26 protein-coding genes and 1 pseudogene are annotated in these 25,152 nt (G+C 62.9%); 18 read left to right on the top strand and 9 right to left on the bottom strand.

Going from position 1 to position 25,152, the window contains the following annotated elements; translation table 11 throughout:
- Window positions 1-251: 251 nt before the first annotated feature.
- Window positions 252-1,259 carry a tripartite tricarboxylate transporter substrate binding protein gene (locus tag KJQ96_RS27980; RefSeq protein WP_213289594.1) on the top strand — a complete coding sequence of 336 codons (1,008 nt, stop codon included), beginning with the start codon at window positions 252-254 and terminating at the stop codon, window positions 1,257-1,259.
- Between the two features lie 115 nt (window positions 1,260-1,374).
- Here KJQ96_RS27980 and KJQ96_RS27975 read toward each other — a convergent pair whose 3' ends face one another.
- The 4 genes from KJQ96_RS27975 to KJQ96_RS27960 form a co-directional block, all read right to left on the bottom strand.
- Window positions 1,375-2,049 (bottom strand): dienelactone hydrolase family protein, encoded by a 675-nt coding sequence (locus tag KJQ96_RS27975; RefSeq protein WP_213289593.1) that lies wholly within the window; start codon window positions 2,047-2,049, stop codon window positions 1,375-1,377.
- Window positions 2,050-2,100: 51 nt separating this feature from the next.
- On the bottom strand, window positions 2,101-2,445 hold the full coding sequence (locus KJQ96_RS27970; protein ID WP_213289592.1) for a hypothetical protein: 345 nt from the start codon (window positions 2,443-2,445) through the stop codon (window positions 2,101-2,103).
- Entirely contained in the window at window positions 2,442-3,230 is a 789-nt protein-coding gene (locus KJQ96_RS27965) for an alpha/beta fold hydrolase (protein ID WP_213289591.1), read from the bottom strand. The genes KJQ96_RS27970 and KJQ96_RS27965 overlap by 4 nt, the downstream gene beginning before the upstream one ends.
- Before the next feature lie 198 nt (window positions 3,231-3,428).
- On the bottom strand, window positions 3,429-4,040 hold the full coding sequence (locus tag KJQ96_RS27960) for a TetR/AcrR family transcriptional regulator (RefSeq protein WP_213289590.1): 612 nt from the start codon (window positions 4,038-4,040) through the stop codon (window positions 3,429-3,431).
- Window positions 4,041-4,121: 81 nt separating this feature from the next.
- On the opposite strand from KJQ96_RS27960, the gene KJQ96_RS27955 reads away from it, so the two are divergent.
- Both KJQ96_RS27955 and KJQ96_RS27950 read left to right on the top strand, forming a co-directional pair.
- Window positions 4,122-4,946, top strand: coding sequence for an oxidoreductase (locus KJQ96_RS27955; RefSeq protein WP_213289589.1), 825 nt, complete (start codon window positions 4,122-4,124; stop codon window positions 4,944-4,946).
- Window positions 4,947-5,197: 251 nt separating this feature from the next.
- Window positions 5,198-6,295, top strand: coding sequence for an HD-GYP domain-containing protein (locus KJQ96_RS27950; RefSeq protein ID WP_213289588.1), 1,098 nt, complete (start codon window positions 5,198-5,200; stop codon window positions 6,293-6,295).
- A gap of 122 nt (window positions 6,296-6,417) precedes the next feature.
- Here KJQ96_RS27950 and KJQ96_RS27945 read toward each other — a convergent pair whose 3' ends face one another.
- Window positions 6,418-7,998 carry an AMP-binding protein gene (locus KJQ96_RS27945; RefSeq protein WP_213289587.1) on the bottom strand — a complete coding sequence of 527 codons (1,581 nt, stop codon included), beginning with the start codon at window positions 7,996-7,998 and terminating at the stop codon, window positions 6,418-6,420.
- Between the two features lie 95 nt (window positions 7,999-8,093).
- Window positions 8,094-8,513, bottom strand: a complete 420-nt coding sequence (locus tag KJQ96_RS27940; RefSeq protein ID WP_213289586.1) for a VOC family protein — start codon at window positions 8,511-8,513, stop codon at window positions 8,094-8,096.
- A gap of 150 nt (window positions 8,514-8,663) precedes the next feature.
- Here KJQ96_RS27940 and KJQ96_RS27935 point away from each other — a divergent pair, with 150 nt between their 5' ends.
- From KJQ96_RS27935 to KJQ96_RS27885, 11 genes are all read left to right on the top strand, one after another.
- Window positions 8,664-9,641: a tripartite tricarboxylate transporter substrate binding protein gene (locus KJQ96_RS27935; protein ID WP_213289585.1), complete on the top strand. Its 978-nt coding sequence runs from the start codon at window positions 8,664-8,666 to the stop codon at window positions 9,639-9,641.
- 81 nt (window positions 9,642-9,722) lie between these two features.
- On the top strand, window positions 9,723-9,980 hold the full coding sequence (locus KJQ96_RS27930) for a DUF3551 domain-containing protein (protein ID WP_213289584.1): 258 nt from the start codon (window positions 9,723-9,725) through the stop codon (window positions 9,978-9,980).
- A gap of 152 nt (window positions 9,981-10,132) precedes the next feature.
- Window positions 10,133-10,603 carry a helix-turn-helix transcriptional regulator gene (locus tag KJQ96_RS27925; protein ID WP_213289583.1) on the top strand — a complete coding sequence of 157 codons (471 nt, stop codon included), beginning with the start codon at window positions 10,133-10,135 and terminating at the stop codon, window positions 10,601-10,603.
- On the top strand, window positions 10,603-10,944 hold the full coding sequence (locus tag KJQ96_RS27920) for an SRPBCC domain-containing protein (protein WP_213289614.1): 342 nt from the start codon (window positions 10,603-10,605) through the stop codon (window positions 10,942-10,944). The genes KJQ96_RS27925 and KJQ96_RS27920 overlap by 1 nt, the downstream gene beginning before the upstream one ends.
- Window positions 10,945-10,959: 15 nt before the next feature.
- The gene (locus tag KJQ96_RS27915) at window positions 10,960-11,697 is read left to right on the top strand and encodes a thioredoxin family protein (RefSeq protein WP_213289582.1); all 738 of its coding nucleotides are present in this window, start codon (window positions 10,960-10,962) and stop codon (window positions 11,695-11,697) included.
- Between the two features lie 168 nt (window positions 11,698-11,865).
- A complete protein-coding gene (locus tag KJQ96_RS27910; protein ID WP_213289581.1) occupies window positions 11,866-12,228 on the top strand; it encodes a DUF1428 domain-containing protein in 363 nt (120 codons plus the stop codon).
- Window positions 12,229-12,375: 147 nt separating this feature from the next.
- The gene (locus tag KJQ96_RS27905) at window positions 12,376-13,533 is read left to right on the top strand and encodes an ABC transporter ATP-binding protein (RefSeq protein ID WP_213289580.1); all 1,158 of its coding nucleotides are present in this window, start codon (window positions 12,376-12,378) and stop codon (window positions 13,531-13,533) included.
- Window positions 13,534-13,561: 28 nt separating this feature from the next.
- Window positions 13,562-14,476: a carbohydrate ABC transporter permease gene (locus KJQ96_RS27900; RefSeq protein ID WP_213289613.1), complete on the top strand. Its 915-nt coding sequence runs from the start codon at window positions 13,562-13,564 to the stop codon at window positions 14,474-14,476.
- Window positions 14,473-15,309: a carbohydrate ABC transporter permease gene (locus tag KJQ96_RS27895; RefSeq protein ID WP_213289579.1), complete on the top strand. Its 837-nt coding sequence runs from the start codon at window positions 14,473-14,475 to the stop codon at window positions 15,307-15,309. Before KJQ96_RS27900 ends, KJQ96_RS27895 begins: the two co-directional genes overlap by 4 nt.
- A 30-nt stretch (window positions 15,310-15,339) precedes the next feature.
- On the top strand, window positions 15,340-16,614 hold the full coding sequence (locus KJQ96_RS27890; protein WP_213289578.1) for an ABC transporter substrate-binding protein: 1,275 nt from the start codon (window positions 15,340-15,342) through the stop codon (window positions 16,612-16,614).
- Between the two features lie 80 nt (window positions 16,615-16,694).
- Window positions 16,695-17,519: a phosphodiesterase gene (locus KJQ96_RS27885; protein WP_213289577.1), complete on the top strand. Its 825-nt coding sequence runs from the start codon at window positions 16,695-16,697 to the stop codon at window positions 17,517-17,519.
- 34 nt (window positions 17,520-17,553) lie between these two features.
- Here KJQ96_RS27885 and KJQ96_RS27880 read toward each other — a convergent pair whose 3' ends face one another.
- Both KJQ96_RS27880 and KJQ96_RS27875 read right to left on the bottom strand, forming a co-directional pair.
- The gene (locus KJQ96_RS27880; RefSeq protein WP_213289576.1) at window positions 17,554-18,672 is read right to left on the bottom strand and encodes an amino acid ABC transporter permease; all 1,119 of its coding nucleotides are present in this window, start codon (window positions 18,670-18,672) and stop codon (window positions 17,554-17,556) included.
- A 4-nt stretch (window positions 18,673-18,676) separates the two neighbouring features.
- Entirely contained in the window at window positions 18,677-19,864 is a 1,188-nt protein-coding gene (locus KJQ96_RS27875; protein ID WP_213289575.1) for an amino acid ABC transporter permease, read from the bottom strand.
- A 116-nt stretch (window positions 19,865-19,980) separates the two neighbouring features.
- Here KJQ96_RS27875 and KJQ96_RS27870 point away from each other — a divergent pair, with 116 nt between their 5' ends.
- From KJQ96_RS27870 to KJQ96_RS27855, 4 genes are read left to right on the top strand one after another with little or no spacing between them, the layout of a single operon-like run.
- Window positions 19,981-20,856, top strand: coding sequence for a MurR/RpiR family transcriptional regulator (locus tag KJQ96_RS27870; protein ID WP_213289574.1), 876 nt, complete (start codon window positions 19,981-19,983; stop codon window positions 20,854-20,856).
- A 5-nt stretch (window positions 20,857-20,861) separates the two neighbouring features.
- The gene (locus KJQ96_RS27865; RefSeq protein WP_213289573.1) at window positions 20,862-22,211 is read left to right on the top strand and encodes an aspartate aminotransferase family protein; all 1,350 of its coding nucleotides are present in this window, start codon (window positions 20,862-20,864) and stop codon (window positions 22,209-22,211) included.
- A gap of 10 nt (window positions 22,212-22,221) precedes the next feature.
- Window positions 22,222-23,232 (top strand): amino acid ABC transporter substrate-binding protein, encoded by a 1,011-nt coding sequence (locus KJQ96_RS27860; RefSeq protein WP_213289572.1) that lies wholly within the window; start codon window positions 22,222-22,224, stop codon window positions 23,230-23,232.
- A gap of 56 nt (window positions 23,233-23,288) precedes the next feature.
- Window positions 23,289-23,930 (top strand): arylsulfatase, encoded by a 642-nt coding sequence (locus KJQ96_RS27855; protein ID WP_213289571.1) that lies wholly within the window; start codon window positions 23,289-23,291, stop codon window positions 23,928-23,930.
- Between the two features lie 121 nt (window positions 23,931-24,051).
- Here the strand turns inward: KJQ96_RS27855 and KJQ96_RS42140 are convergent.
- Window positions 24,052-25,128: pseudogene (locus tag KJQ96_RS42140) on the bottom strand (MFS transporter); the annotation flags it as partial.
- Between the last annotated feature and the right edge of the window lie 24 nt (window positions 25,129-25,152).

Here is a 25,152-nt window from a genome sequence, read left to right as displayed (position 1 = left end):
AACGCTGCGCACTGCATCATATTGCGGAATCAATCCGACAGAGCGATCTAACTTGCGGTGGCAGTCGTGCGGTTCCGCACGTGCCATGGCGCCCTGCAGCAGCGTCGGACCGGGTCGGTGCGATGAATTGGCGCTATGCGCTGAAAGCGTTCGAAACCATGTTCCATCTTGCGCTGCAGCGATGTAGAAAGCCGCCGTTCAATCGAGGCGCGCCGGCTTGTCGGTAGAGTGCCTGCAATCCGGAGTTGACTATGAACCATCATTTGCCGGTCCGCATGGTGCGCGCGGCGACTGCTTTTGCGTTGCTTGCGTCCATCGCCCTGACAGCCTTGTGTGCCTCTTCGCATCAAGCATCGGCGGCGGATCCCTATCCGAGCCGCCGCATCACATTCGTGGTGCCCTATCCTGCGGGCGGCGCCACCGACGTGCTCGCCCGTCTGCTTGCCAACAAGCTGTCGGAGTCGTGGAAGCAGACCGTCCTCGTGGAGAACAAGTCGGGCGGCGGCGGCGTGGTCGGCAACGACTACGTGGCCAAGGCACAGCCAGATGGTTACACCGTGCTGGTCGGCATTACGCAGATCATTCAGGCGCCGAGCCTCGTTACGAAGCTGCCCTACGATGTCTTCAAGGATCTCGCGCCGGTCACCCAGATCGCGCTGTCGACGATCGTTCTGGTGGTTCCCGAGCAGCAGCCGATCAAGTCCGTCAAGGAGCTGATCGATTATGCCAAGGCGAACCCCGGCAAGCCTTACGGCACCTTCGGCAACGCCACGACGTCTCACCTCTACGGCGAATTGCTCAAGAAGACCGCCAATATCGACATGACCCATGTCCCCTATCGCGGCTCGGCTCCTCTGACGAACGACTTGCTCGCCAACACGGTTACTTCGGCGTTCCAGGACCTGACCACGGCGAGCTCGCAAATCAAGGCGGGCAAGCTCAGGGCGCTGGCGGTTGGCGGCGAGAAGCGCAGGAAAGCGTTGCCCGACGTGCCGACGATGGCCGAACTCGGTTACCCCGGTTTTGAGATCGAAGGCTGGCTCGGCGTGTTCGTGCCCGCCGCAACGCCCAAGGAGATCGTGACGAAGCTTTCCGACGAACTCGCCCGCATCATCGCCTCGCCCGAGGGTGTCGCCGGGATCGAGACGCTCAGCCTCGTGCCCGTGGGCGGATCGGCGGAAACGTTCGAGAAAGTCCTGCGCCGCGATTACGAGCGGTGGGCCGATGTCGTGAAGGCAACCGGCGTCAAGGGCGAGTGAGGCGTTAGTTGCAAGCCGTCATTCCGGGATGGTCCGAAGGACCAGACCCGGAATCTCGAGATTCCGGGTTCGATGCTTCGCATCGCCCCGGAATGACGGCGGAGAGATTTGCGCGCTATTTGCTCAAATGCTTGCCGAAAAACGCCAGGCTGCGCGGCCAGGCAATGTCGGCGCTGGCCTTGTCGTAGCTGGCGCGTTCGTCGCAGTGAAAGCCATGCTGCGCGCCGGGATAGAGATGGACTTCGACCTCCGGCCGCTTGGCCTTGATGGTTTCGACGTCGGTTAGCGGAATGCCCGCATCCTTTTCGCCGAAATGCAATTGCGTCGGCACTTGCGGCTTCTCGTCGGCAAAGCGGACAACAGCGCCGCCGTAATAGCCGACCGCGGCAGACAAGCCCGACAGCTTGGTCGCTGCCGCATAGGCGAGGCTGCCGCCGAGGCAGAAGCCGATGATGCCGACCGGGCCGACATCCTTCACGGCGTCGATCCCGGCTTGGGTATCGCGCAGCATCGCGGCCCAATCCGGATTGGCGATGAACTTTCGTGCGTTTGCAATCTCGTCAGGCGAATAGCCGCATTGGAAGTTCGGTTGCGTGCGATCGAAAATCGACGGCGCAATCGCGACATAGCCTTCGCCCGCCAATCGGTCGCACACCGAGCGGATGTGGTGGTTGACGCCAAAAATCTCCTGGATCACGACGATCGCCGCTTTCGGCGCGCCAGCCGGATCGGCGCGATAGCCGCCCAGTTTGAAGCCGTCCGAAGCCGTCAGTTCGATATCTTGTCCCACGGATCATCCATTTGCGTTTGAGTTGCACGAGATCGATGTTCTGGGGGTCGGCTACTGCCATATCCAATTGTGACCCCAGTCGCCCTTCCAGCCGGCCAGCCTGCCCTTACGAAACTGCAGATAGAGCCGGTCCTTCTTGTAGAACAGCCCGCTGCCGCCGACGTTGCGGAACGCGAGAAAGATTTCATCGCCGGGACGGCCCCTGATGTAGTTGAGCGGGACGCCGAGCGCGCGTGCGGCTTCATCCGCCTCCATGCCAAACGCCAGCGGGATGTTGTTCGACAGCGTCTCGGTGAACGGTGGCGGGTAGGGGCCGCCGATCGGCGGCAAGTGCTGCGCGGCCGCTTGCGTGAAGCTGCTTGCGATAAGGGCGAGGGCGACCGCCGCTGTCTTCATGACGCGGCCTTCTGGGGTGCCTTGGCATCAAGGCTGTCGAGGAACGGCAGCACCGCGTCGATGAAGCCCTGCGGCTGGTCGATGTTGACGGCATGGCCGGCAGCCGGGATCACCACCTTCTGCGCACCCGGAATCTTGGCCGCCATATAGTCAGAAGCGGCGAGGAACGGGGTGTCGTCGGCGCCGACCACGATCAGCGACGGCACCTTGATATGGGGTAGTGATTCGATCACGCGGGCATCGCGCTGGATCAGCATGCCGCGCGCGGCGCGCGCCAGTCCCGAGGCATCGCGATGGATGACGCTGGAGCGTTCGCGGCTGGCCGATTTCAAAACCTCCAGGCCCTCGCGCTCGAAGCGGTCGCCGGTATCGTGCGCGCGCTTGTTCCAGACCTCGCGCGCCTCGTCCTTTTTGAATCCTGGGCCGGTATCAATGATCAGCAGCGCGCGGACGCGGTTTGGATGAGCGCGGTAGAACGCCAGCGACATGTAGCCGCCCAGCGAGAGCCCGCCGACGATCGCGTTCTCGGTGCCGACGGCGTCAAGCAGCGCCGCCATGTCGGCAACCGTCAGCGCTTCGCTATAGGCTGCGGGATCACTGGGATAATCGGATTGGCCGTGGCCGCGCATGTCCCACAGCACGAGCTTGTAATGCTTCGACAAGGCCGCGATCTGTCCCTGCCACATCCCACTGGTCGATGAATAGCCGTGGGTCAAGAGCAACGGTGGGCCGGAGCCGTGAACCTCGTAATAGATGCGGACCCCGTCGCGATCGATCGTCGGCATTGCGGCTCCCTGGGAGTTCCCATGCAACTGTCGGCGGCATCCTAGCGCGATCTGCTCGCGAATGGGAAATGCGGAAAGCGAGGGGCATATCAGCGCATTGACAAGGCAATGACCGCTTGTTGACGACGGCCCGAATTACTCCACGATGAGCAAAACAGCGGCGCGCATCGGTTCGCGATCTCCACCGCTTTTAATATTTCATCCTTGTACGCCTTCATGTTCGACAGAACCGTCGGCCAAGCCGGCAAGCGCCGTTGCCGCACGAATGCCCGCAGCAAGCATGGCGTCTGACAACTTTGGGTCATCGACGGCGCGCGAAAGCTGAAGCGTCCCGATGAAGAGGGCAAGGATCGCGGTCGCTGTATCCTGGGCTTCGGGGATGGAGTTCCCCTGCGGCAACCGTCGCGCCATCTGCTCGATGAGCGTGCGTAACCGAGCGGTGTAAGCCTTCCGGACGGAGAGGGGCTGGCGGGCAATTTCGGGCAGTAGCGCCGCGGAGGCGCACCCGGTGCCGGGCCGATCACGATGATGCTGAGACAAATAAGAACGGATCAGGTGAGCTAATGCGTCCGGCTTGGGGTCGGGTTCGGCCAGGCTTTGCAGTTGGTCGGCGAGCGCTCGCTCCAGGCCTTCCCTGACCAGGTCGCTCTTCGAGCGGAAGTGCGAGTAGAACCCGCCGTTCGTCAGTCCTGCCTCCGCCATGATCCCGGTCATTCCGGCGGCGGCAATGCCGTCCCGTCTGAACCTTTTCGCTGCAGCCTTCACGATTCGCTGGTGTGAGGTTTCTTTTTGCCCCTTGGCGTAGCGCATAGTGGGTCCTCCGGCCGCCTATTGAATTATGATCATCATATGATATTTATACTTTAATTTAAACGGCTGTTCAATGCGTCCATGGAGGTTCTCATGCGGCAAGACGGTAGAGTGGCGATTGTGACCGGGGCTTCCACGGGCATTGGGTTGGCTTCAGCAAAGGCCTTGCGCGAGGCCGGATTTCGCGTGTTCGGCACCAGTCGACGGATGGCCGCAAGCGGGCCCGACGGCATTGCGATGGTCGCCTGCGATGTGACCGATGACGGTTCAGTGAAGCTTGCCGTCGACAAGGTGCTCGATACGACGGGCAGGATCGACGTTTTGGTCAACAACGCCGGGACGGGCCTGATGGGCGGAGCCGAGGAATCGTCAATCGGTCAAGCCCAGGCGCTGTTCGACGTAAACCTGTTCGGAGTCATGCGCATGAGCAATGCGGTGTTGCCGCATATGCGGGCTCGGCAGGGTGGAAGGATCATCAATATAAGTTCGGTGCTTGGCCTGATACCGGCGCCGTTCTCGGCGCTCTACGCCTCCACAAAGCATGCTCTCGAAGGTTATTCGGAATCTCTCGATCACGAGGTGCGGAGCTTCGGCATCCGCGTTTGCTTGCTGGAACCGGCGTATACCAGCACTTCCTTCGAACAGAACATGGTGCTTCCGGATCAGGCACTGCATGCATACCGCTCGGCGCGAACACGGGCGGTCGCGGTTCTGCAGGAAGTGATGAAGACGGCGGATAGGCCCGAAGTCGTCGCGACGAGAGTGGTTGAGGCGGCGACTACAGCATCGCCTCGTCACCGATACACGTGCGGTAAGATGGCTGGCCGGGTGAGCGTGCTGCGCCGCTTTGTTCCCGAGCGCATGTTCGACAAGAGCCTTCGTAAGCAAATGGGGCTGCCGGTATAGTCGTTTCACGCGCCATCTTCAGACCCAACGGCGCGGCTCACGCGCAACGACGTGGCCAATCGCATGCCAATGCCCCGCAAACACATCCGCTTTCGCGGATGATAACGTCGCGGGTGCGGTGCATCGCGAACCAGATCGCTAAAATTTTAGCGTTCACATTAGCCTATGTTCACGATGCCTCTTAAGCCCCGGGGAACCCCTTATCCGCTAGCCTCGGTTGCAAGTCATCATCGCTAGGGGTCTGGGGTTTCATGACATCCGCAACCAACAAGACTTCGACCAGGCGCCGGCTGTTGCTCGCTTCGGATCGGAGCGATCAGAGCAGCGAACTCGCCAGCATTTTGCGGTCCGTCGGTCAGGTCGACACCATCGCGACTTCCGACATTCCCGACAGCCCGGAACGGGATCTGGCGGGCATCGTGGTCGACATCAACCTGCGTTCCGCCGAAAGCGTGCAACTGGTGCGCAACAAGCTGCGGGCCGAGGCCTATCGCGAGATGCCGCGGCTGTTCGTGCTGGCGGACGCGCTTCACCACGGATCGATGCAGGCCTGGGCGCTCGGCGCCACCGACACGATCGCGCGGCCGTTCGATGCACAAGGCATCCTGCAGCGGATCCGCGCCGCGTTTCCGGACAGCGACGGCTACGACGAAACCGATCGCGGCAAGGCGCTCAACCGGGGCGTCGAGGCGGCGCATGCCGTGATGGTCAAGATCTTCGAAAAGCTTCCGGCCGGCGTTCCCCTAAAGTTCAGCGACATCATCGAGGCCGAGAGCAAGATTCTCAAGGCGATCAAGCACTCGTCCTTGCGGGAATGGTTGACGGCGGTCGGCTGCCACCACACCGGCAGCTATCGCCATTGTCTCTTCGTCACCGGTTTTGCGGTGGCGTATGCGCAGCATCTCGGCATGCGAGACGACGACCAGCGCCGTCTCGCCCGCGCGGCCCTGCTACACGACGTCGGCAAGGCGTTCATTCCGGTGGCGATCCTGGATAAGCCGGGCCCGTTGACGCTGGAAGAGATGGAAGAGATGCGCCAGCATCCGCGCCGCGGCTACGACGCGCTGTCCGCGCAAGGCGGCTTCCCGCCCGAAATGCTCGACGTGGTGCTACACCACCATGAATTTCTCGACGGCACCGGCTATCCCAACGGCCTGAGCGGCAAGGAGATCAGCGACATCGTGAGGCTGACCACGATCGTGGATATCTACGCGGCCCTCGTCGAGAAGCGCGCCTACCGGCTGCAGTTCACCCACGCCCGGGCCTACGGGATGATGGAAGAAATGGGCGACAAGCTCGACCAGCATCTGCTGCACGCCTTCCGCCCGGTGGCCTTCGGGTATTATTGATTCCGCGGTCCGGTCAGTAGGGTGGGCAAAGGCGCGTTTGCGCCGTGCCCACCATCACTTGCACCGTTGCCGACCAATGGTGGGCACGGCGCTGCGCCCTTTGCCCACCCTACGAGCCGCTCTCACCCTAGCATCTTCCGCAATTCCGCTTTTGCCACCTTCTCCAGCGTCGAGCGCGGCATGTCGTCGACGAAGTGAATTTCGCGCGGAACCTTGAAGTCGGCGAGGGCGGTTCTGCAGGCGGCCGTCACTGTATCATGGAGATCGGCCGGTGCGCCCGCGACACCGGCCTGCGGAATGATGAAGACCACCGGCACTTCATCCAGCATCGGGTGCTTCTTTGCCACCACCGCGGCCTCGCGCACGCCGGGCACCACCGCGATTACCTGTTCGATTTCGGAGGCCGCGACGTTCTCGCCGCCGACCTTCAGCATGTCCTTGGTACGGTCGCCGAACCGGATGAAACCGTTCTCGAGCAGCGTGACGCGGTCGCCGGTGATGAAATAGCCGTGCTCGTCGAAACTCTCGCGCGTGGCTTTTTCGTTGTGGAGGTATTCTGAAAACAGCGACAGGCCGGGAATGCCCTTGATCAGGAGATTGCCGGTGCCGCCGACTTCAGTCGGTGTGCCGTCGTCCTCGACGATGCGGATCTGATATTCCGGCGCCGCGCGGCCGATCGACATCGGCGTATTGGGCTGGTCGACTTCGCCGACGATGCCGTGGGTGATGGTCTCCGTCATGCCCCACCAGCCGATCGTCTTGACGCTGAAGGCGACAAACGGCGGCGGCTCGGATACCGCGGTGCCCCAGAGCCGGAAGTTGTGGTTCTTCGGGATCTCGTGTTCCAGCAGCGCCTTCATGCAGAAGGGAATCGTCGAGGTCCAGGTGCAGTTGTGCTCGAGCGCCACGCCCCAGAAGCGGCTGGCCGAAAACCGCGGCTGGATCACGCAGGTCGCGCCGACCCACAGCGATGCCAGCATCGAATAGGCCAGCGCGTTGGTGTGAAACAGCGGCAGATAGGTCTGGTGCACGTCGCCAGCATGCAGGTCCTCATGCGCGGCATTGATCTTGGCGCCCCACAATGCGTTGGCATGCGTCCATAGCACCGCCTTTGGCCGCGACGTGGTGCCGGAGGTATATTGCACGCTGCACGGCGCGAACGGATCGGTGGCGCGGCGCGGCCGGTCGGCGCTGTCGGCGAAGAGCTGTTCAAAACTGTCGCCGCGCGGCGCGACTTGCGCGGGCGTACTGCCGGCGTCGTGCGAAATCACGGCGATCCAGCGCAGGTCGCGGCAATTGGCCGAGATCAGCTCGGCGTAGGCGGGCTGGGTGATGGCGGCGACCGCGCCGCAATGGCCGGCGAAATACTCCATCTCGGCTGCCGCCGAGCGGGTGTTAGTGGTGACGGCGATCGCGCCGAGTTCGACACAGGCGAACCAGGCCAGCATGGCCTCGATGCAATTGTCGAGATGGATCAGGACGTATTCGCCGGGCTTGACGCCGCGATTGGCGAGGCCAGCGGAAAGCGCGCCGACGCGCTCGTGGAATTCCCCGTAAGACCAGTTGCGCGCAGGCCCCTCGAACGGCGCCCAGATCAGGAATGGATGGTTGCGGCGGCTTTCGGCACGCATCCGCAGCAGCCACGGCACGTCGAGCCCTCCGAACGGTCCGATAATGCCCGGTGCGGCCTGCGAAAGTGGCATGATTCCTCCCGCGCGGCTCTACGGCCGCCTTGGTTTTTGCTTGGAAGCAGTTCTGCCATCGGACGGCGCAGGGCGCAAATCGGGATTCCTACGCCCTAGCCCGTCCCATCCTCATACGACGAAATCTCGATCAAGCTTCCGTCCGGATCACGGCAATAGACGGAGCGCAGCCTGCCGCGGGCGCCTTGCTTCGCGACTGGGCCTTCCTCAATCGCGACGCCGTTGGCCTGCAGGTGCGCCACGACTTCGTCCGGCGTGCTCGACGTCAGGAAGCACAGATCGTCGCTGCCGGCGGCTTCGTGGTCGGCCGTGAACCACTCGACCTTGTCGGCGTCGCGCGGCCGCACGTTGATCTTCTGGTTACCAAACACCAGCGAGGTCCGCGGCGTTTTGCCCGGACCGGGATCGAACACCTTGACCTCCATGCCGAGGATCTTCCGGTACCACTCGGCGGAACGCGCCACGTCCGACACATTAATCACGAGATGGTCGAGAGCGTTAACCCTGACAGACATGCCTTATCCTTTCGTCGCGGTCGCAGACGCTGCGCCCCACTGGCCGCACCCGAGTTTGTTTGTTACAACGCGCGCCGCGTTCGGTTCAATAGAACCGCACCTCAATAGAAACGGACCGGGCCTGAACCCCGGCCTCCAAGGAGAAGTTTTATGATTTCACGCCGTACCGCGATTTGCCTGGCCGCCATCGGCCTTTCCACTGCCGCTTCGATCGGCAGCGTTTCGGCGGCGGATTATCCGACCCGGCCGGTTAAATGGGTCGTCGGATATCCGCCGGGCGGCGCGACCGACATCATAGCGCGGCTGATCGGCCAGCGGCTCTCCGAACGGCTCGGCCAGCAATTCGTGATCGAGAACAAGCCCGGCGCCGGGAACAATATCGCGACCGAATCCGTCATCAACGCCGAGCCGGACGGCTATACATTGCTGCTGGTTAATCCCGCGAACTACATCAACGCCACGCTCTACGCCAATCTGAAGTTCAACGTGGTCCGCGATCTTGCGCCGATCGCGGCGTTCAATCGCGTGCCGAACGTGATGACGGTCAACAAGGACGTGCCGGCCAAAACGCCCGCCGAGTTCATCGCCTATGTGAAAGCCAATCCCGGCAAGGTGAACCTGGCCTCGTCCGGCAACGGCACGTCCGTGCATTTGTCGGGCGAAATGTTCATGGCGATGTCCGGCGCCAAGATGCAGCACGTGCCCTATCGCGGTGCCGCGCCCGCAATCACCGACCTGCTCGGCGGCCAGGTCCAGCTGATCTTCGACAACATGCCTTCCATCCTCCAGCATGTTCGTGCCGGCTCGGTGCGGGCGCTGGCCGTCACCAGCACGACAAAGTCACCGCTATTGCCTGATGTGCCGGTGCTTGCCGACACCATCCCCGGCTATGAGGCGAGCGCGCTGTTCGGCGTCGGTGCACCGAAGAACACGCCGAAGGAGGTCATCGCCAAGCTGAACAAGGAGATCAACGAGATCCTCGCCGAGCCGGCGATCAAGGCCCGCCTGACCGAGCTTGGCGGCGAGCCGCTGATCGGGCCGCCGGAGGCGTTCGGCAAGATGATCGTGGCCGAAACCGAAAAGTGGAAGAAGGTGATCGAGGAAGCCAAGATCGAAAAAGTGCAGTGATCTTCGTCACGGAACATAGGCAGGGCCGCGATGTTTTATGGCAAAGGCGACGCGGCTTGCGTCATGTGAAGGAGATCGAAGATGCGCAGTGCAGTAATAGCGACATTGGCGCTGACGGTGGCGACAGTCGCCACCGTCGCGGGCAGTTCACCCGCGGCGGCGTATGACTATCCCTATTGCCTCCAGGGTCGGACCATCGGCATTCCTGGCGACTGCTCCTACAGCAGCTATGGTCAGTGCATGGCATCGGCGTCGGGTCGCGGGCTCTACTGCAACGTCAATCCGCGCTTCGCCTTTGGACAACAGCAGCGGCGGATGCGGGTTTATCGGGATTATTGATCGCTCCTTGCAATCCTCCTGCATGATGGCCGGGCGAGAGCGCTGTTTGCGCTGAACGATCCGGCCATCAGTGTCTCGCTCTTTCGCCACTCCCGACTTCGTGATGTAAACGCCGGCTTGACGGCGTTCTGTTTACGTCTATACTAAACCATATGGTTAAGTATCAAGAGAACGTTCTGGACCGCACCTTTGCCGCGCTGTCCGATCCGACGCGGCGCGCGCTGCTGGCGCGGCTCGGCGACCGCGAAAGCCTGTCGGTCAGCGAGCTGGCGCAACCGTTTTCGATGTCGCTGCCCGCGATCATGAAGCATCTCGATGTGCTGTCTGATGCCGGCCTGATCGCGCGCGAAAAGACCGGCCGCACGGTCGCGTGCCGGTTGACCGCCGAGCCGATGGAGCAGGCGATGGACTGGCTCAATCGCTACCAGCGCTTCTGGTCCGACAATCTCGACCGCCTTGCCGCTTTTGTGGAGGAAGACCCATGGCCACCCAGTCAAGCCTTGCCAAGCACGATACTGCCCGCGACGACGAACTCGCCGCGCGGCCCAGCCTCACGCTCACGCGCCGGTTCAGCGCGGCGCCCGAAAAAGTCTACGCCGCGTGGGCCGACCCGCAAAAGCTAGTGCAATGGTTCGGGCCGACCTCCGTAGAGGAGGGCTCGGTCAAGGCCGACATCGATCTGCGCGTCGGCGGCCGTTATCGCATCAGCTTCAACGCCGACGGCAATTACAACGAGGTCGGTGGCGTCTATCGCGAGGTCGTTCCGAACGAGCGGTTGGTGTTTAGCTGGGCATGGCATTCGACGCCGGAGCGTGAATCGCTGGTGAGCATTTCGATCAGGCCGGAAGGAAGCGGTTCGCTGCTCGTCTTCAACCACGCGCAGTTCGTCGATTCCGTTGCGCGCGACAACCACGAGCGCGGCTGGACGGAACTCTTCGCCAAACTCGAAAACTATCTGGCTTGAACGACGGAGCCTGCCATGCCATCGAACGCCGTTGTTTCCCGCGAGGAATGGATCGTCGCCCGCAAGGCGCACCTTGCGCATGAGAAGGAATTCACCCGAGCGCGCGAGCGTCTGAGCGAAGAACGGCGCGCGCTGCCCTGGGTCAGGGTCGAAAAGAACTACGTATTCGATGGGCCCGGCGGAAAGGTCTCGCTCGGCGACCTGTTCAAGGGGCGGAGCCAGCTCGTGGTGCAGCATCTGATGTTCGCGCCCGACTGGAGCGAGGCCTGCAAGAGCTGCTCGTTCTGGGCAGACGGGTTCGAGCGCATGATCCCGCATCTGGCCGCCCGCGACACCACGATGGTCGCGATCTCGCGCGCGCCGCTGCAAAAGCTTACCGCATTCAAGCAGCGGATGGGCTGGACCTTCGATTGGCTGTCGTCGGGTGCAAATGAGTTCAATTACGATTACGGTGTCTCGTTCACACCCGAGCAGCTCAAGTCAGGCGCCACGCTCTACAATTTCGGCACGACTCCCTTTGGCGGCGAAGAGGCGCCGGGCATCAGCGTATTCTATCGCGACGAGGCCGGGACCGTCTTCCACACCTACTCCTGTTTCTCGCGCGGCCTCGACATGATGAACGCCGCCTATCACTATCTCGACCTCACCCCGCTCGGGCGCCACGAGGAAGGCCTGCCATACCCGATGGACTGGGTGCGGCTACGTGACCAATACCAACCGTCACAGGTTCAGGCATCTTGCTGTCATGGCTGAGCAAGTGTTTGTTCTCGTCATTCCGGGGCGATGCGAAGCATCGAACTATGGTGCGCAATTGCGCACCTGAGAATCTCGAGATTCCGGGTCTGGTGCTAACGCACCATCCCGGAATGACGGCGGCGACTTTGCTCCTGACGCTCAAGGGAAATAACGGAGAAAGTACGCGTGCCTTACGTCGATGGCTTCATCGTCGCCGTGCCGAAGAAAAATCTCGAGGCGTACGCCCGCCTGTCGAAGAAGGCCGGCAAGGTCTGGCGCGAATATGGCGCGCTCGATTATCGCGAATGGGTCGCTGAGGACGTCAAGGTCGGCAAGATCACGTCGTTTCCGCGCGCGGTGAAGCTCAAGCCGGGCGAGACCGTCGTGTTCGCGTGGATCACCTACAAGTCGCGCGCCCAGCGCGATAAGATCAACGCCAAGGTGATGGCGGACCCGCGGCTGAACGAAATGATGGATCCGAAAGCAAAGCCGCCGTTCGATGGTAAGCGGATGATCTATGGTGGATTCGAGAGCTTGGTGAAAGTGTAGGCGGAGCCCCGCCGGTGCATCACCCATGTTCCGGGGAGCGGCCGGTGGAAAGCTGGGGCCAAGCCCGACGGTTCGTTCCAGTGTGATATAACTGTCAAACAAGCCCTTTAGGACATCCGGTACCGCAGCCACGGATACCGGATTGAAATGGCCGAGATCGAGATTCGGGCGCTTCGCAAGGCTTTTGACGGCGCCGAGGTTCTGAAAGGCGTTGATCTCACGATTCACGACGGGGAGTTCATCTCCCTCGTCGGCCCATCCGGGTGCGGCAAATCCACGCTTCTGCGCATCATCGCCGGTCTCGAACCGCAGTCCTCCGGCGAAGTCCGGATTGATGGTGTCAATGCCGACGGCGTCAGGCCGAGTGCGCGCAATCTGGCAATGGTGTTCCAGTCCTACGCGCTTTATCCGCACCTCAGCGTGTTTGACAATATCGCCGTCCCACTGCGGATGAAGCGCCTGTCTGCGCTGGAGCGGGCGCCGTTCCTGGGTCGGCTGATGCCTGGTCGCCGCCGCGCCGAACGCGTCATTCGCGACGATGTCGAAAGGGTGGCCGAGCAGCTCGAAATTTCGCCGCTGCTGAAGCGCAAGCCCGGGCAATTGTCCGGAGGACAGCGCCAGCGCGTTGCGGTCGGCCGCGCCATCGTGCGTCAACCGCGCGCGTTTCTGTTCGACGAGCCGCTATCCAATCTCGACGCCAAGCTTCGGGTGCACATGCGCGCCGAGATTGCCCAGTTGCACCGACAGCTAAAGACGACCTTCATCTACGTCACCCACGACCAGGCCGAAGCCATGACCATGTCGGGCCGGATTGCCGTCATGATCGGCGGCGAGCTCATTCAGGTCGGTACGCCCGCCGCTGTCTATGACGACCCCCACGATATCCGCGTCGCCGAATTCGTCGGCACGCCGAAGATAAACGTATTTCCCGGTCGTATCCGCAGCGATGGCCGGCTCGAGATGCTCGGACATGTTCTCCATGTGGCAACACCAGCGCCGGAAGGAGAGTGCCGAATCTGCGTCAGGCCGGAGCGGATCGAGCTGGCTTTGCACGGACTGCTTTACGGCACGGTCGTGCATCTGGAAAATCTGGGATCGGAAGCCTTCGTCCATATCGGCAGCGCGGGCACGGACGCGCCCGTGGTGGCGCGCGTCAACGACCCCAGCCAGTTGCCGGCGATCGGAGCCACAGTCGGCTACGGCTTTGCACCGGAGGCGGTTCGCGCCTTCGACGTCGACGGTAAGCGCATCGTGACCTCCGTCCCGTCGCGCGTCGAGCGGCCGCGGGAGAAGGCCGTTGTCTGACGCTGCCACCGCGCTGCAGGGAGCGGCGATGGCGCCACGCGTCCCTGCGCGGGTGCTTGCCAGTTTCCGCCGGACGGGGCGATCGCAGGCAGCCTACGCGCTGGCCGCGCCGGCCTTCGTGCTGATGCTGCTGATGCTGATCGGCCCGCTCGCCGGCGTGATCGCGCTCTCGTTTACAGACTATCAACTCGGCGCGCCGGCGTTCTCCTGGATCGGACTCTCGAACTACCGGGAGATGTTCGCCGACCGGGTGTTCTGGATTTCGCTGAAGAACACGCTGACCTATGTCGCGATCGTAGTGCCCGGCGCGGTGGCGCTCGGGCTCGGCGTTGCTCTCCTGATCCAGAGCGGCGCCGGGCTCAAGAGCTGGTATCGCACCGTCTACTTCCTTCCTGTCATGGCGACGCTGATTGCGATGGCGATCGTCTGGGAATTCATGCTGCACCCGCAGTTCGGCCTGGTGAATGGACTTTTGCGCGCCGCCGGCCTGCAGGGCCATAGCTGGCTGCAGGATCGCGGCACCGCTCTTTATTCGCTGTGCGTGATCGGTATCTGGCAGGCCACTGGTTTCAACATGGTGCTGTTTCTCGCCGGTCTCGTCTCGATCCCGAAGCATCTCTACGACGCGGCCGAGATCGACGGCGCCGAAGGCGCGTGGTCGCGTTTCCGCCTGGTGACGTGGCCGATGCTCGGGCCGGTTACCCTGTTCGTGGTGGCGATCTCGGCAATCCGCTCGTTCCAGGTGTTCGACACCGTTCAGGTCCTGACCAAGGGCGGCCCCTCGAAATCGTCGGAAGTGCTGATCTACACGATGTATACTGAAGGCTTCGAGTTCTTCCGCTCCGGATATGGGGCGGCCGTTACCGTCGTGTTCCTGGCCTTCGTGCTGCTGCTCACCCTGCTCAAATCGGCGCTCGGCAACCGGGAAGTGCACTACGCATGACGCCGCGGGCCCGCATGCTTCTGTGGTCTGCGATCCGGCACATCGTGCTGCTGGCGGGAGCGCTGGTGATGCTGACGCCGTTCATCTGGATGGTATCGACCGCGTCAAAACCTCAAACCGAGATTTTTTCGTCCGATCTGCACCTGATCCCCTACCAGTTCGCGCTGTGGGACAATCTGCTGATCGCCTTCGCCAAGGCCGATCTATGGCGCTATCTGCTCAACGGCTTGATCGTCACGATCTCGATCTTCGGCCTTCAGGTGCTGGTTGCCCTGCCTGCCGCCTACGCCCTTGCCAAACTCCGCTTTCTCGGCCGTGACGTGCTGTTCGCGCTCGTCGTGTTCTGCATCCTTATTCCGCCGCAGGCGACCGCGATCCCGGTATTCCTGCTGCTGCATAAGATGGGTGTTCTCGACACTTATGCGGCACTGGTGCTGCCGTTCACCATCTCGGTGTTCGGCATTTTCCTGATGCGCCAGTTTTTCAAGACCGTGCCCGACGACCTGATCGACGCCGCGCGAATGGACGGGATTTCCGAGTTCGGCATCGTCTGGCGCGTGATGCTTCCGACCGCGATTCCGGCGGTGACGGCGTTCGGCATCTTCTCGGTGGTCGCGCACTGGAACGACTATTTCTGGCCATTGATCGTGCTGAACAGCGAGCATTTGCAGACGCCGCCGCTTGCGGTCGCGCACTTTCGCAACAATGAGGCCGGAACCAATTACGGCCCGCTGATGGCGGCGGCGATGGTCATCATCGCCCCGCTCGTCATCGCCTTCCTGTTCGCCCAGCGACGCTTCATCGAAGGCATCACGCTCACCGGCATCAAGTAACCGAGTCTTTTCAAACCTCAGGAGACGACAATGCTCAGAACATGGATTGCCGCAGCCGCCTTTTCGCTCGCCGCCGGCCTCGCGCATGCGCAGACCGAAGTCGTCGTTCAATACCCCTATGCCGAATTGTTCGAAGGCACGCACAAGCGCATCATCGAGGAGTTCGCCAAGGTGCGGCCGGACATCAAGGTCACGCTGCGTGCGCCCTATGACTCCTACGAGGAGGGCACCCAGAAAGTGCTGCGCGAGGCGGTGACCAACCAGATGCCCGACGTGAGCTTCCAGGGTCTCAACCGCATCCGCGTGCTGGTCGACAAGAACATTCCGGCTGAACTCGACGGCTATATCGCGGCCGAGAAGGATTTCGACAAGCAGGGCTTCCATCAGGCGTTGTTCGATATCGGCACGGCGAGCGGCAAGGTCTATGCGCTACCGTTCGCGATTTCCCTGCCGATCGTCTACGTCAATCTCGATCTGGCGAAGAAGGCCGGCGCCGATCCGGCCAATCTGCCGAAGACGTGGGACGGGCTGATCGATCTCGCCAGGAAGATCAAGGCGCTCGGTCCCGACATCAACGGCATCACCTACGCCTGGGACATCACCGGCAACTGGCTGTGGCAGGCGCCGGTGTTTTCGCGCGGCGGCACCATGTTGAGCGCCGAGGAAAACAAGGTGGCGTTCAACGGGCCGGAAGGCCAGTTCGCGATCAGAACGCTGGCGCGCCTTGTCAGTGAAGCCGGCATGCCCAATCTCGACCAGCCGGCGATGCGCGCAACCTTTGCCGCCGGCAAGACCGGCATTCACGTCACCTCGACCTCCGACCTCAACAAGACCACGCAGATGATCGGCGGCAAGTTCGAACTGAAGACCCACACCTTTCCGGACGTGGTGTCGCCGAACGGCCGGTTACCGGCCGGCGGGAATGTTGTGATGATCTTGGCCAAGGACAAGGCCAAGCGTGACGCGGCCTGGGAGGTCGTGAAGTTCTGGACCGGCCCGAAGGGGGCTGCGATCATGGCGGAGACCACCGGCTACATGCCGCCGAACAAGGTCGCCAACGACATCCACCTGAAGGATTTCTACGTCAAGAATCCGAACAACTACACCGCGGTCAGCCAGCTCGCGTTGCTGACCAAATGGTACGCCTTCCCCGGCGACAACGGTCTCAAGATCACCGACGTGATCAAGGATCATCTCAACTCCATCGTGACGGGTGCGCGCACCAAGGAGCCGGAAGCCGTTCTCGCCGACATGACTAGCGACGTGCAGAAGCTGCTGCCGAAGACGGTGGGTTCGGTGCGTTGACAACCGCCTTATCAAGAACCGCCGCGGCTACCACACCACGCCGCGCCGCGGCGGTCGCTAACAGGGGAGACCATGATTCGATGAAATTCGTCATCCTCACCGACACTCATTTCGTCGCCCGTGGCCGTAGGCTTTACGGGCTGGATCCCACCGAGCGGCTTGGCGCGGCGGTCGAGCGGATCAACCGCGATCATCCGGATATTTCCTTCGTGATCGTGACCGGTGACCTTGCCCATTGGGGCGAGGACACCGCTTACGAAAATCTCGCCTCGGTCCTGGCGCGGCTGAAGGCGCCGACCATCCTCTTGATGGGCAACCACGACAAGCGCGAGCCGTTCCGCCGCTACTTTCCGGGCGTCGCGCGCGACCAGTCCGGCTTCGTACAAAGTGTTCAGACGTTCGACGCTGCGACGGTCGTCACTCTCGACACGCTGAACGAGGCCGCGCCTGACCACGCCGGCTTGCTGTGCGAGGCGCGGCTCGCTTTCCTCGAACACGCGCTTGCTTCGGCACCGGCCGATCGCCCGCTGCTGCTGTTTCAGCACCATCCGCCGTTCGACACCGGGTTGCGCTACATGGACGACATCAAGCTCGCCGATCCCGAGGCCGAATGGGACGTGATCGCACGCACGCGAAAGCCGGATTATCTATTTATGGGCCATCTGCACCGGCCGATCTCGGGCGCCTGGCGCGGCATTCCCTTCCACATCCAGCGCGCGCTATCGCATCAGGTGGCGTTCGACCTCGATACGGCGGATCACATTCCCGGGTCGCACGAACCGCCGGACTATTCGCACGTGACCGTCAGCGCAGGGCAGGTGGTGATTCACCAATGCTCGTTCCTCTACGATGGACCGCTGTTTTCGTTGCAGGACCGCGCCGCAATCGAATGGACCGACCGATAACGCCGGCTAACGCCAGGCACGCCGCGATCGGCCGTCAGCCCGGCCGGGACTGCGCTTCCAATTGCCGGCTGTAGCGGGACATCGCAAAGCAGAACACGAAATAGATCAGCCCGACGAACACGTAGACTTCGACGCTGAACTGCTGCCAGGCGGGATCGATGATGGAGGTCTTCGCCGTCGTCAGCAGGTCGAAGATACCGATGATCAGCACCAGGCTGGTGTCCTTGAAGAAGGCGATGAACGTGTTCACCAGCGGCGGGATCACATGGCGAATCGCCTGCGGCAGGATGATCAGGCCGTTCTTCTTCCAGTAGGTGAGCCCGAGCGCGTCGGCGGCATCGTGCTGTCCTCTCGGAATGGCCTGCAGGCCACCGCGGATGACTTCGGCAAGATAGGCGCCGGCGTACAATATGAACGCGATCTGCGCCCGGAGCAGTTTGTCGATGTTGACGCCGTCGGGCAGGAACAGCGGAAACATCACGCTCGCCATGAACAGCAGGCTGATCAGGGAAACGCCGCGGATCAACTCGACATAGAGCACGCAGAGCGACCGGATCGCGGGCAACTTTGAACGGCGGCCCAGCGCCACCACGATCCCGAGCGGAAAGCCTAACGCCAGTCCGAACGTCGCCAGGATCAGCGTCACCGGCAGCCCGCCCCAGCGATCCTGTGAAACGTAGGACAGTCCGAAGACGCCGCCCCACATCAAGACGCCGATCAGGACCAACGCCGCCGCCCACACCAATACCAGCTCCTTGCGCCACCAATTGCGCCGGCTCGACACCCAGAACAGCGCAATGAAGATGAGGCACACCAGCGCCGGCCGCCACTGCTCATTGAAGGGGTAAGTGCCGAACAGGATGAAGCGATATTTTTCAGGAATCACAGCCCAGCAGGCGCCGAGCCCACGGATCGACCGGCAGGGGCCGGTCTGGTTGCCGGAAACGATCCAGATCGCATTCCAGTAGCCCCACTGCACCAGGCTGATGAACGCCTTGGCGAGCAGCGCGATCAGAAGCACGGAGATGATGCTTGACGTGACCGAGGCGAACAGATTCGTGCGCAGCCACCGGATGGCGTGGCCGGTCGGAGTCCTGCGGGGTCGCGCGTCGAAGGGGAGCGGATTTTGCGGAGCGTCCGTAATCGACGTCATGGCATCAGCGCTCCACCAGCGCGATGCGCGCATTGTACCAGTTCATGAATAGGCTGATGCCGAGGCTGATGGTGAGGAACACGGCCATGATGAGCGCGATGGCTTCGATGGCCTGTCCGGTCTGGTTCAGCGTGGTATTCGCGATCGACACCACGTCCTGGTATCCGACCGCAACCGCAAGCGAGGAATTCTTGGTCAGGTTCAGATATTGGCTGGTCATCGGCGGAATGATGACGCGGAGCGCCTGCGGCAGCACGATGCGCTTAAGCACAAAACTACGGCGCAGGCCGAGCGCGTTGGCGGCGTCCCATTGGCCTTTTGGAACAGCCTGAATACCGCTGCGTACGATTTCGGCGATAAAGGCCGAGGTGTAGGTGACGAGCGCGATCAGCAGCGCGAAATATTCCGGTGCGAGCGTCAGTCCGCCGACAAAATTGAAGCCGCGCAGTTCGGGCAACGTGATGGTCCATGACGCGCCGAGACCGAACGACACCAGCGCCGGCAGGCAGACGAGCAAGGCTAGCGCATAGGGCCAGAGCGGACGCGCTTTGCCGTCCGCCATTTGCCGCGCCACCAACTGCCGCCGCAATAGATACAGCGCGCTCAACCCGGCCAGCACTGCGGCGATCACCCACAGATTTGCGGTCTCGATCGGAACCGATGGCAACACCAGGCCTCTGTTCGACAGAAAGACGCCTTCGATCGGCTTCCAGGCCGCGCGTGCCGCCGGAAGTCCCTGCATCAGCACGTACCAGAACAACAGCTGCAGCAGCAGCGGAACGTCGCGGTGCACCTCGACGTAGACCGCAGCCAGTCGCGACAAGAGCCAGTTCGACGACAGCCGCGCGATGCCGATCAGCGTGCCAAGCACGGTCGCGAGCACGATGCCGATGACCGCGACGCGGAGCGTATTGACGATGCCGACGATGAAGGCGCGGGCGTAAGGATCCCTGGGGCTGTAGGCAAGCCAGCTATCCGCGATCGGCATCCCGGCCTCGCGGCCGAGAAAGGCGAAGCCGGTCGAAATCCGGCGTACCGACAAATTGTGCAGGGCGTTGGACCAGAGCCAGCCAACGATCGCGACCGCGATGGCAACCACCACGATCTGCCAGACGAGGCCGTTGATCTGCTGGCGATTCAGGCGGAGGTGCATTCGCCGGCGGCGAGGGAGTTCGGGCGTGGATGTCGTCACAGCACAAGGATCCTCGACTTAAGCAACGATGTCTTGCAGCAGCGATCTTCGGCCATGCGTCCGAGAGGTGCATTTCAAATGTTGCACCAAAATGAATTCTGTGCAACATATGTTTCATGACGCAACCCCGGCCGAAATCCTCGCCGCTGAACGATTTGTGCAGTGCGCTGCCATCGTTGCCGATGCGGTTGCAGCAAGTCGGCCGGTTCGTTGCCGCCAATGACTACGACGCCACCACGCGCTCGATGCGTGATCTTGCCGCCGAGGCCGGCGCTGATCCCGCCGCTTTCACCCGGCTCGCAAAAGCGCTCGGCTATTCCGGATGGGACGAATTGCGCGCCGCGCTGACCGAGGCCCGCCGGCCCGCGCAATCTTCGCCGTTTTCGGGTCGCGCCAAAGGCGGCCGGAAAGGGCCCGACGCCGAGATATCGCTGGTCTCCGAGAAGCTGGAAGCCGAGGCGGCAGGTCTTGCGCGCATTTCGGCCGGCTCGGTGGCCAACGCGGCCAAGGCTCTGCACGCCGCGCGGCGCATCTGGATCGCCGGCTTTCGGAGCTGCCGCAGCGTTGCAGAATTGCTCAATTATCAGCTCCGCCTGTTCCGGCCCGACGCGGTGCATCTGGTCGGCGGCTCGGGTCCCGAAGATCTCGATCTGGGCGCGTTCCATAGCGGCGATGCCATCGTCGTGATCGGGTTTGCGCCCTATTCGAGGGCAAGCGTTTTATCGGCGCGGGCGGCCCATGATTCCGGCGCCACGCTGGTTGCGATTGCCGATACGATTACGGCGCCGATGGCGGAGGGGGCCGATCATCTGTTGCTCTATGAGGCTGCCGCATCGCCGGGATTCTTTCCGAGTCTGACCGGCGCCATCGCCATCGCACAGTCGCTGGCCGCCATGACCTTCGTGCTGGGCGGCGCCGGCGCCAAGCGGCGCCTCGAAGAGACCGAAGGCCGATTGGCCGCGCTGTCGCAATATGTCGCGGAGAAAGGTTGATCGTCATGGGAGCCAGCAAAAGCCGGTTGCTGCACCGAAGCCTGCGTGAAACGCCGCCGATGGCCATCGGCGGGGATGGCGTCTGGCTGATCGCCGAGGATGGCAGACGGATTCTGGATGCTTCCGGCGGCGCGGCCGTCTCCTGCCTCGGCCACCAGCACCCTCGCGTGCTCGAGGCCATGACGCGGCAGGCATCGAAGCTGGCCTTTGCCCATACCGGCTTCTTCTCGTCGGAGCCCGCCGAAGCGCTGGCTGAGGCGCTCGTTGGCGACGAGCCCGGCGGTCTGGCCTACGCCTATCTCGTCAGCGGCGGGTCGGAAGCGATCGAGGCCAGCATCAAGCTGGCGCGGCAATACTTTGTCGAAACCGGCCAGCCGCAACGCCAGCGCTTCATCGCGCGCCGCCAGAGCTATCACGGCAATACGCTGGGCGCGCTCGCCGCCGGCGGCAACGCCTGGCGGCGCGAGCCCTACGCGCCGCTATTGTCGGCGGCCTTCAGCCACGTGACGCCGGCGTTCGCCTATCACGAAAAACGCGACAGCGAATCCGAGAGGGATTTCGTGGCGCGACTGGCGGCCGAGCTCGAAGCCGAATTCCAGCGCCTTGGTCCGGATACGGTGGCGGCATTCATCGCCGAGCCGGTGGTGGGCGCAACGGCCGGATGCGTGCCGGCGCCGGAGGGATACTTCCGCGCCGTCCGTGAGATCTGCAACCGGCATGGCGCGCTCTTGATCCTGGACGAGGTGATGTGCGGCATGGGCCGCACCGGCACGCGCCACGCCTGGGAGCAGGAGGGCATCGCGCCCGATATCCAGGCGATCGCTAAGGGCCTCGGCGGCGGCTATCAACCGATCGGCGCCATGCTCGCCGGCGGGCGCATCGTCGATGCGATCCGGGATGGCTCGGGCGTATTCAAGCACGGCCACACCTATCTGGCGCATCCGCTCGCTTGTGCAGCAGCGCTTGAGGTGCAGCGGGTGATCGATGACGAGCAATTGCTCGATAGGGTCAAGGATCTTGGCCGCCAGCTCGAACGGCGCCTGACCGAGCGTTTCGGCAACCACCGCCATGTCGGCGATATCAGGGGGCGGGGCCTGTTCCAGGCTATTGAGCTCGTCGCCGATCGCTCCACCCGCGCGCCGTTCGATCCTGCGCTCAAACTCCACCAGCGGATCAAGGCCGCCGCGTTGGAAGGCGGCCTTGCCTGTTATCCCTCGGGTGGAACGGTGGATGGCCGCAGCGGCGACCACGTCCTGCTGGCGCCGCCCTATATCGCGACATCAGACGATATCGACATGATCGTCGACCGGCTGGGTCACGCCGTCGACTTGGCCTTGAAGAGTGTTGGTCATTAGGAGGAGCAGAATGAAGAGAATCATCATCGCTACAGGCCTGCTCGCCGCGTCGGGCTTGATGGCGCAAGCCGCAACGCTCGATACGGTCAAGCAGCGCGGCACGCTGGTGTGCGGCGTCAGCATCGGCTTCGCCGGCTTCTCCACGCCGGACTCGCAGGGCAACTACAAAGGGCTCGACGTCGACTATTGCCGCGCCTTGGCGGCCGGAGTGCTCGGCGACGCCAGCAAGGTGCGCTATGTCGCGCTCACCGCGCAGAACCGCTTCACGGCCTTGCAGTCGGGCGAGATCGACGTGCTCTATCGCAACTCGACCCAAACCTATCTGCGCGGCGCGACGCTGGGGCTGCGGCAGGGCCCGGTCAATTTCTACGATGGCCAGGGTTTCGTCGTAAGGGCCGACGCCGGCGTAAAGGACCTCAAGAGCCTCAATGGTGCCACCGTCTGCGTCGCGCAGGGCACGACCCATGAAGTGACGCTCGGCGACTACGGCCGCGCCAACGGCATCGAATGGAAACCGCTGGTGTTCGACCGCACCGATACCATGTACCAGACGTTCTTTGGCGGGCGCTGCGATGCCATGACCCAGGACGCGTCTGCGCTCGCTGGCGCGATCATCACCGCAGCTTCCAATCCGGCCGATTACACCGTGCTGCCGCAGACCATCAGCAAGGAGCCGCTCGGGCCGTTCACCCGCAACGGCGACGATGTGTGGACCGATATCATCGCCTGGCTGCACTATGGCCTGATCGAGGCGGAAGAGCTTGGCGTCACCGCAGCCAACGCCGAACAAATGGCTAAATCCAATGTGCCGGCCGTCCAGCGGCTGCTCGGTACTTCGGGCGATCTCGGCTCGCGATTGGGCCTCGACAACAAATGGATGCTGCAGGCGATCAAGGCGGGGGGCAATTACGGCGAGATCTTTGAACGCAATGTCGGCAAGGCGAGCCCGTTAAAGCTCGATCGCGGCCTCAACGCGACCTGGGCCAAGGGCGGCCTGATGTACGCTCTGCCGTTCAAGTAGTGAGACGTTGTAGCGCGGCGGGTTGACACATCTCGCGCCGCAGCCAGACTGACCACATGCGCATTACCCTGATCCACGCCCTGAAGCATTCGATTGTGCCGATCGAAGCCTCCTTCGCCAGGCTTTGGCCGGACGCTCGCCTGATGAATCTGCTCGACGACAGCCTGTCGGCCGATCTGGCGCGTGACGGCGGGCTCACTGATGCGATGACCGAGCGATTCCTCGGGCTCGGACGTTACGCCGTCGGCACCGGATCTGATGCGATCCTGTTCACCTGCTCGGCGTTCGGCCCCTGCATCGAAGCTGTCGCGCGGGCCCACGCCCCGATGCCGGTGCTCAAGCCTAACGAGGCGATGATCGAGCAGGCGGTCGCTAAGGGGCGCAAGATCGGACTGTTGTCGACGTTCCCGCCGACGCTCGCCTCGATGCCGCCGGAGTTTCCGTCGCAGGTCGAGCTGGTGCCGAAACTGGCGGAAGGCGCGTTGGCCGCGCTCGACCGCGGCGATCGCGCGACCCATGACCGCCTGGTGGTGGAAGCATCGAGGAGCTTGGGCGACTGCGACCTGATCGCGCTCGCCCAGTACAGCCTGGCGCCAGCGGCCGACGCGGTCGCCGAGGCGACGGGACGGCCGGTGCTGACCACGCCGGACAGCGCGGTGCAGAAGCTGATGAAGATGCTCGGAGTGGACCGAGCCTAGGCTTCTTTCCTCGTTTGGCGTCTTTTCGGCTAGGCTTGCTCAACGTTATCTCTTGCCGCGGGCCGTTGGCCAGCGGCAAATGCTGCTCCAATCGCAGCAACAAGCAGAGCAGTCCTCCCCAAGCGAGCGCATTCGGGCCGAACCAAATGATCAGGCTGCCACCGAAGGCGCTGCCGAACATTTGCCCGAGATACGTGGCGGACAGCTTCAATGCTGCGGAGGCTGAAGCCATTTCCGGCGACAGGAGCACCAGCCGCGCCTGCTGAGACGGATGAATAGCGAAGCCGCCAAGCCCCCAGATCGCGATCGCCAGCATCGTAGTCACCAGCGAGCCGTATGCCATGGGCCACATGGCAAATGCTGCAATCATGAGGACAAGGCAAGCGCCAACCACACGTCCAGCGCCAATGCGATCTATCACGCGGCTCGCGAAGTAATTGCCAGCAAGCCCCGCTACCCCGAACCAGCCAAACAGAAGGCCGATTCCCGCCGCATCAATGCCCAGGCTGTCCCTGAGGCCGGGAGCAAGGTAGGTATAGAGTGTAAATTGGCCTGCACACTGGAGAACCGTGGTCAGCAACAACCATAGAAATCTTGCATTGCGCGCCAAAGGCCGCCATGCGTTCCAGTCTACCGGCGTATTCGGCAGTCTGGCTGACACCGTGAGCGCGACCCACACCGCGCTCGCGAACGACATTGCGCCGATAAGGCCCAGCGTTACGCGCCAGCCAAGAACCGCTCCGAGCGCGTTTCCTGCAGGTATCCCAATCACGATCGAGAGCGTGAACCCAAGAAACATCGTGGCGATGGCTCTGCCGCTCTGTCCGGGCGGAGCTGCAAGTCCGGCGGCAGCGATCGAGTGTGGAGTGACGATCGCGGCAGCGAGGCCTGCAAATATGCGCGCCGCTGCAAGTGTGCTGTAGGTCGGCGCCACCGCCGCGGCAAACTGCAGGACTCCAAACAAGACAAGTCCCGCCGCAATCAAGTCCCGCCGACCGAACCGCCTCGTGAGAGATATCAGCGGCGGCGCCCCGACCGCGAGCGCAAGCGAATAGGCGGACATCAACTGTCCCGCACCTGCGACCGACGTCCCAAGCTCCAGCGCGATCTCGTTGGGCAGACCGGTCACCGCGAAAGCGCCGACCCCCACAACGAAGTAGCCGAATGCAAGAGCTGCCGTGGATTGGGTTCTGCGCACACGACCTCCCGTAAGCTTCGGTGT

The organism is Bradyrhizobium sp. sGM-13 (genome assembly GCF_018398875.1).
GTDB lineage: Bacteria > Pseudomonadota > Alphaproteobacteria > Rhizobiales > Xanthobacteraceae > Bradyrhizobium.
Note: the sequence above shows the minus strand (reverse complement) of the source record. Positions and strands in the feature narration are given on the sequence as shown.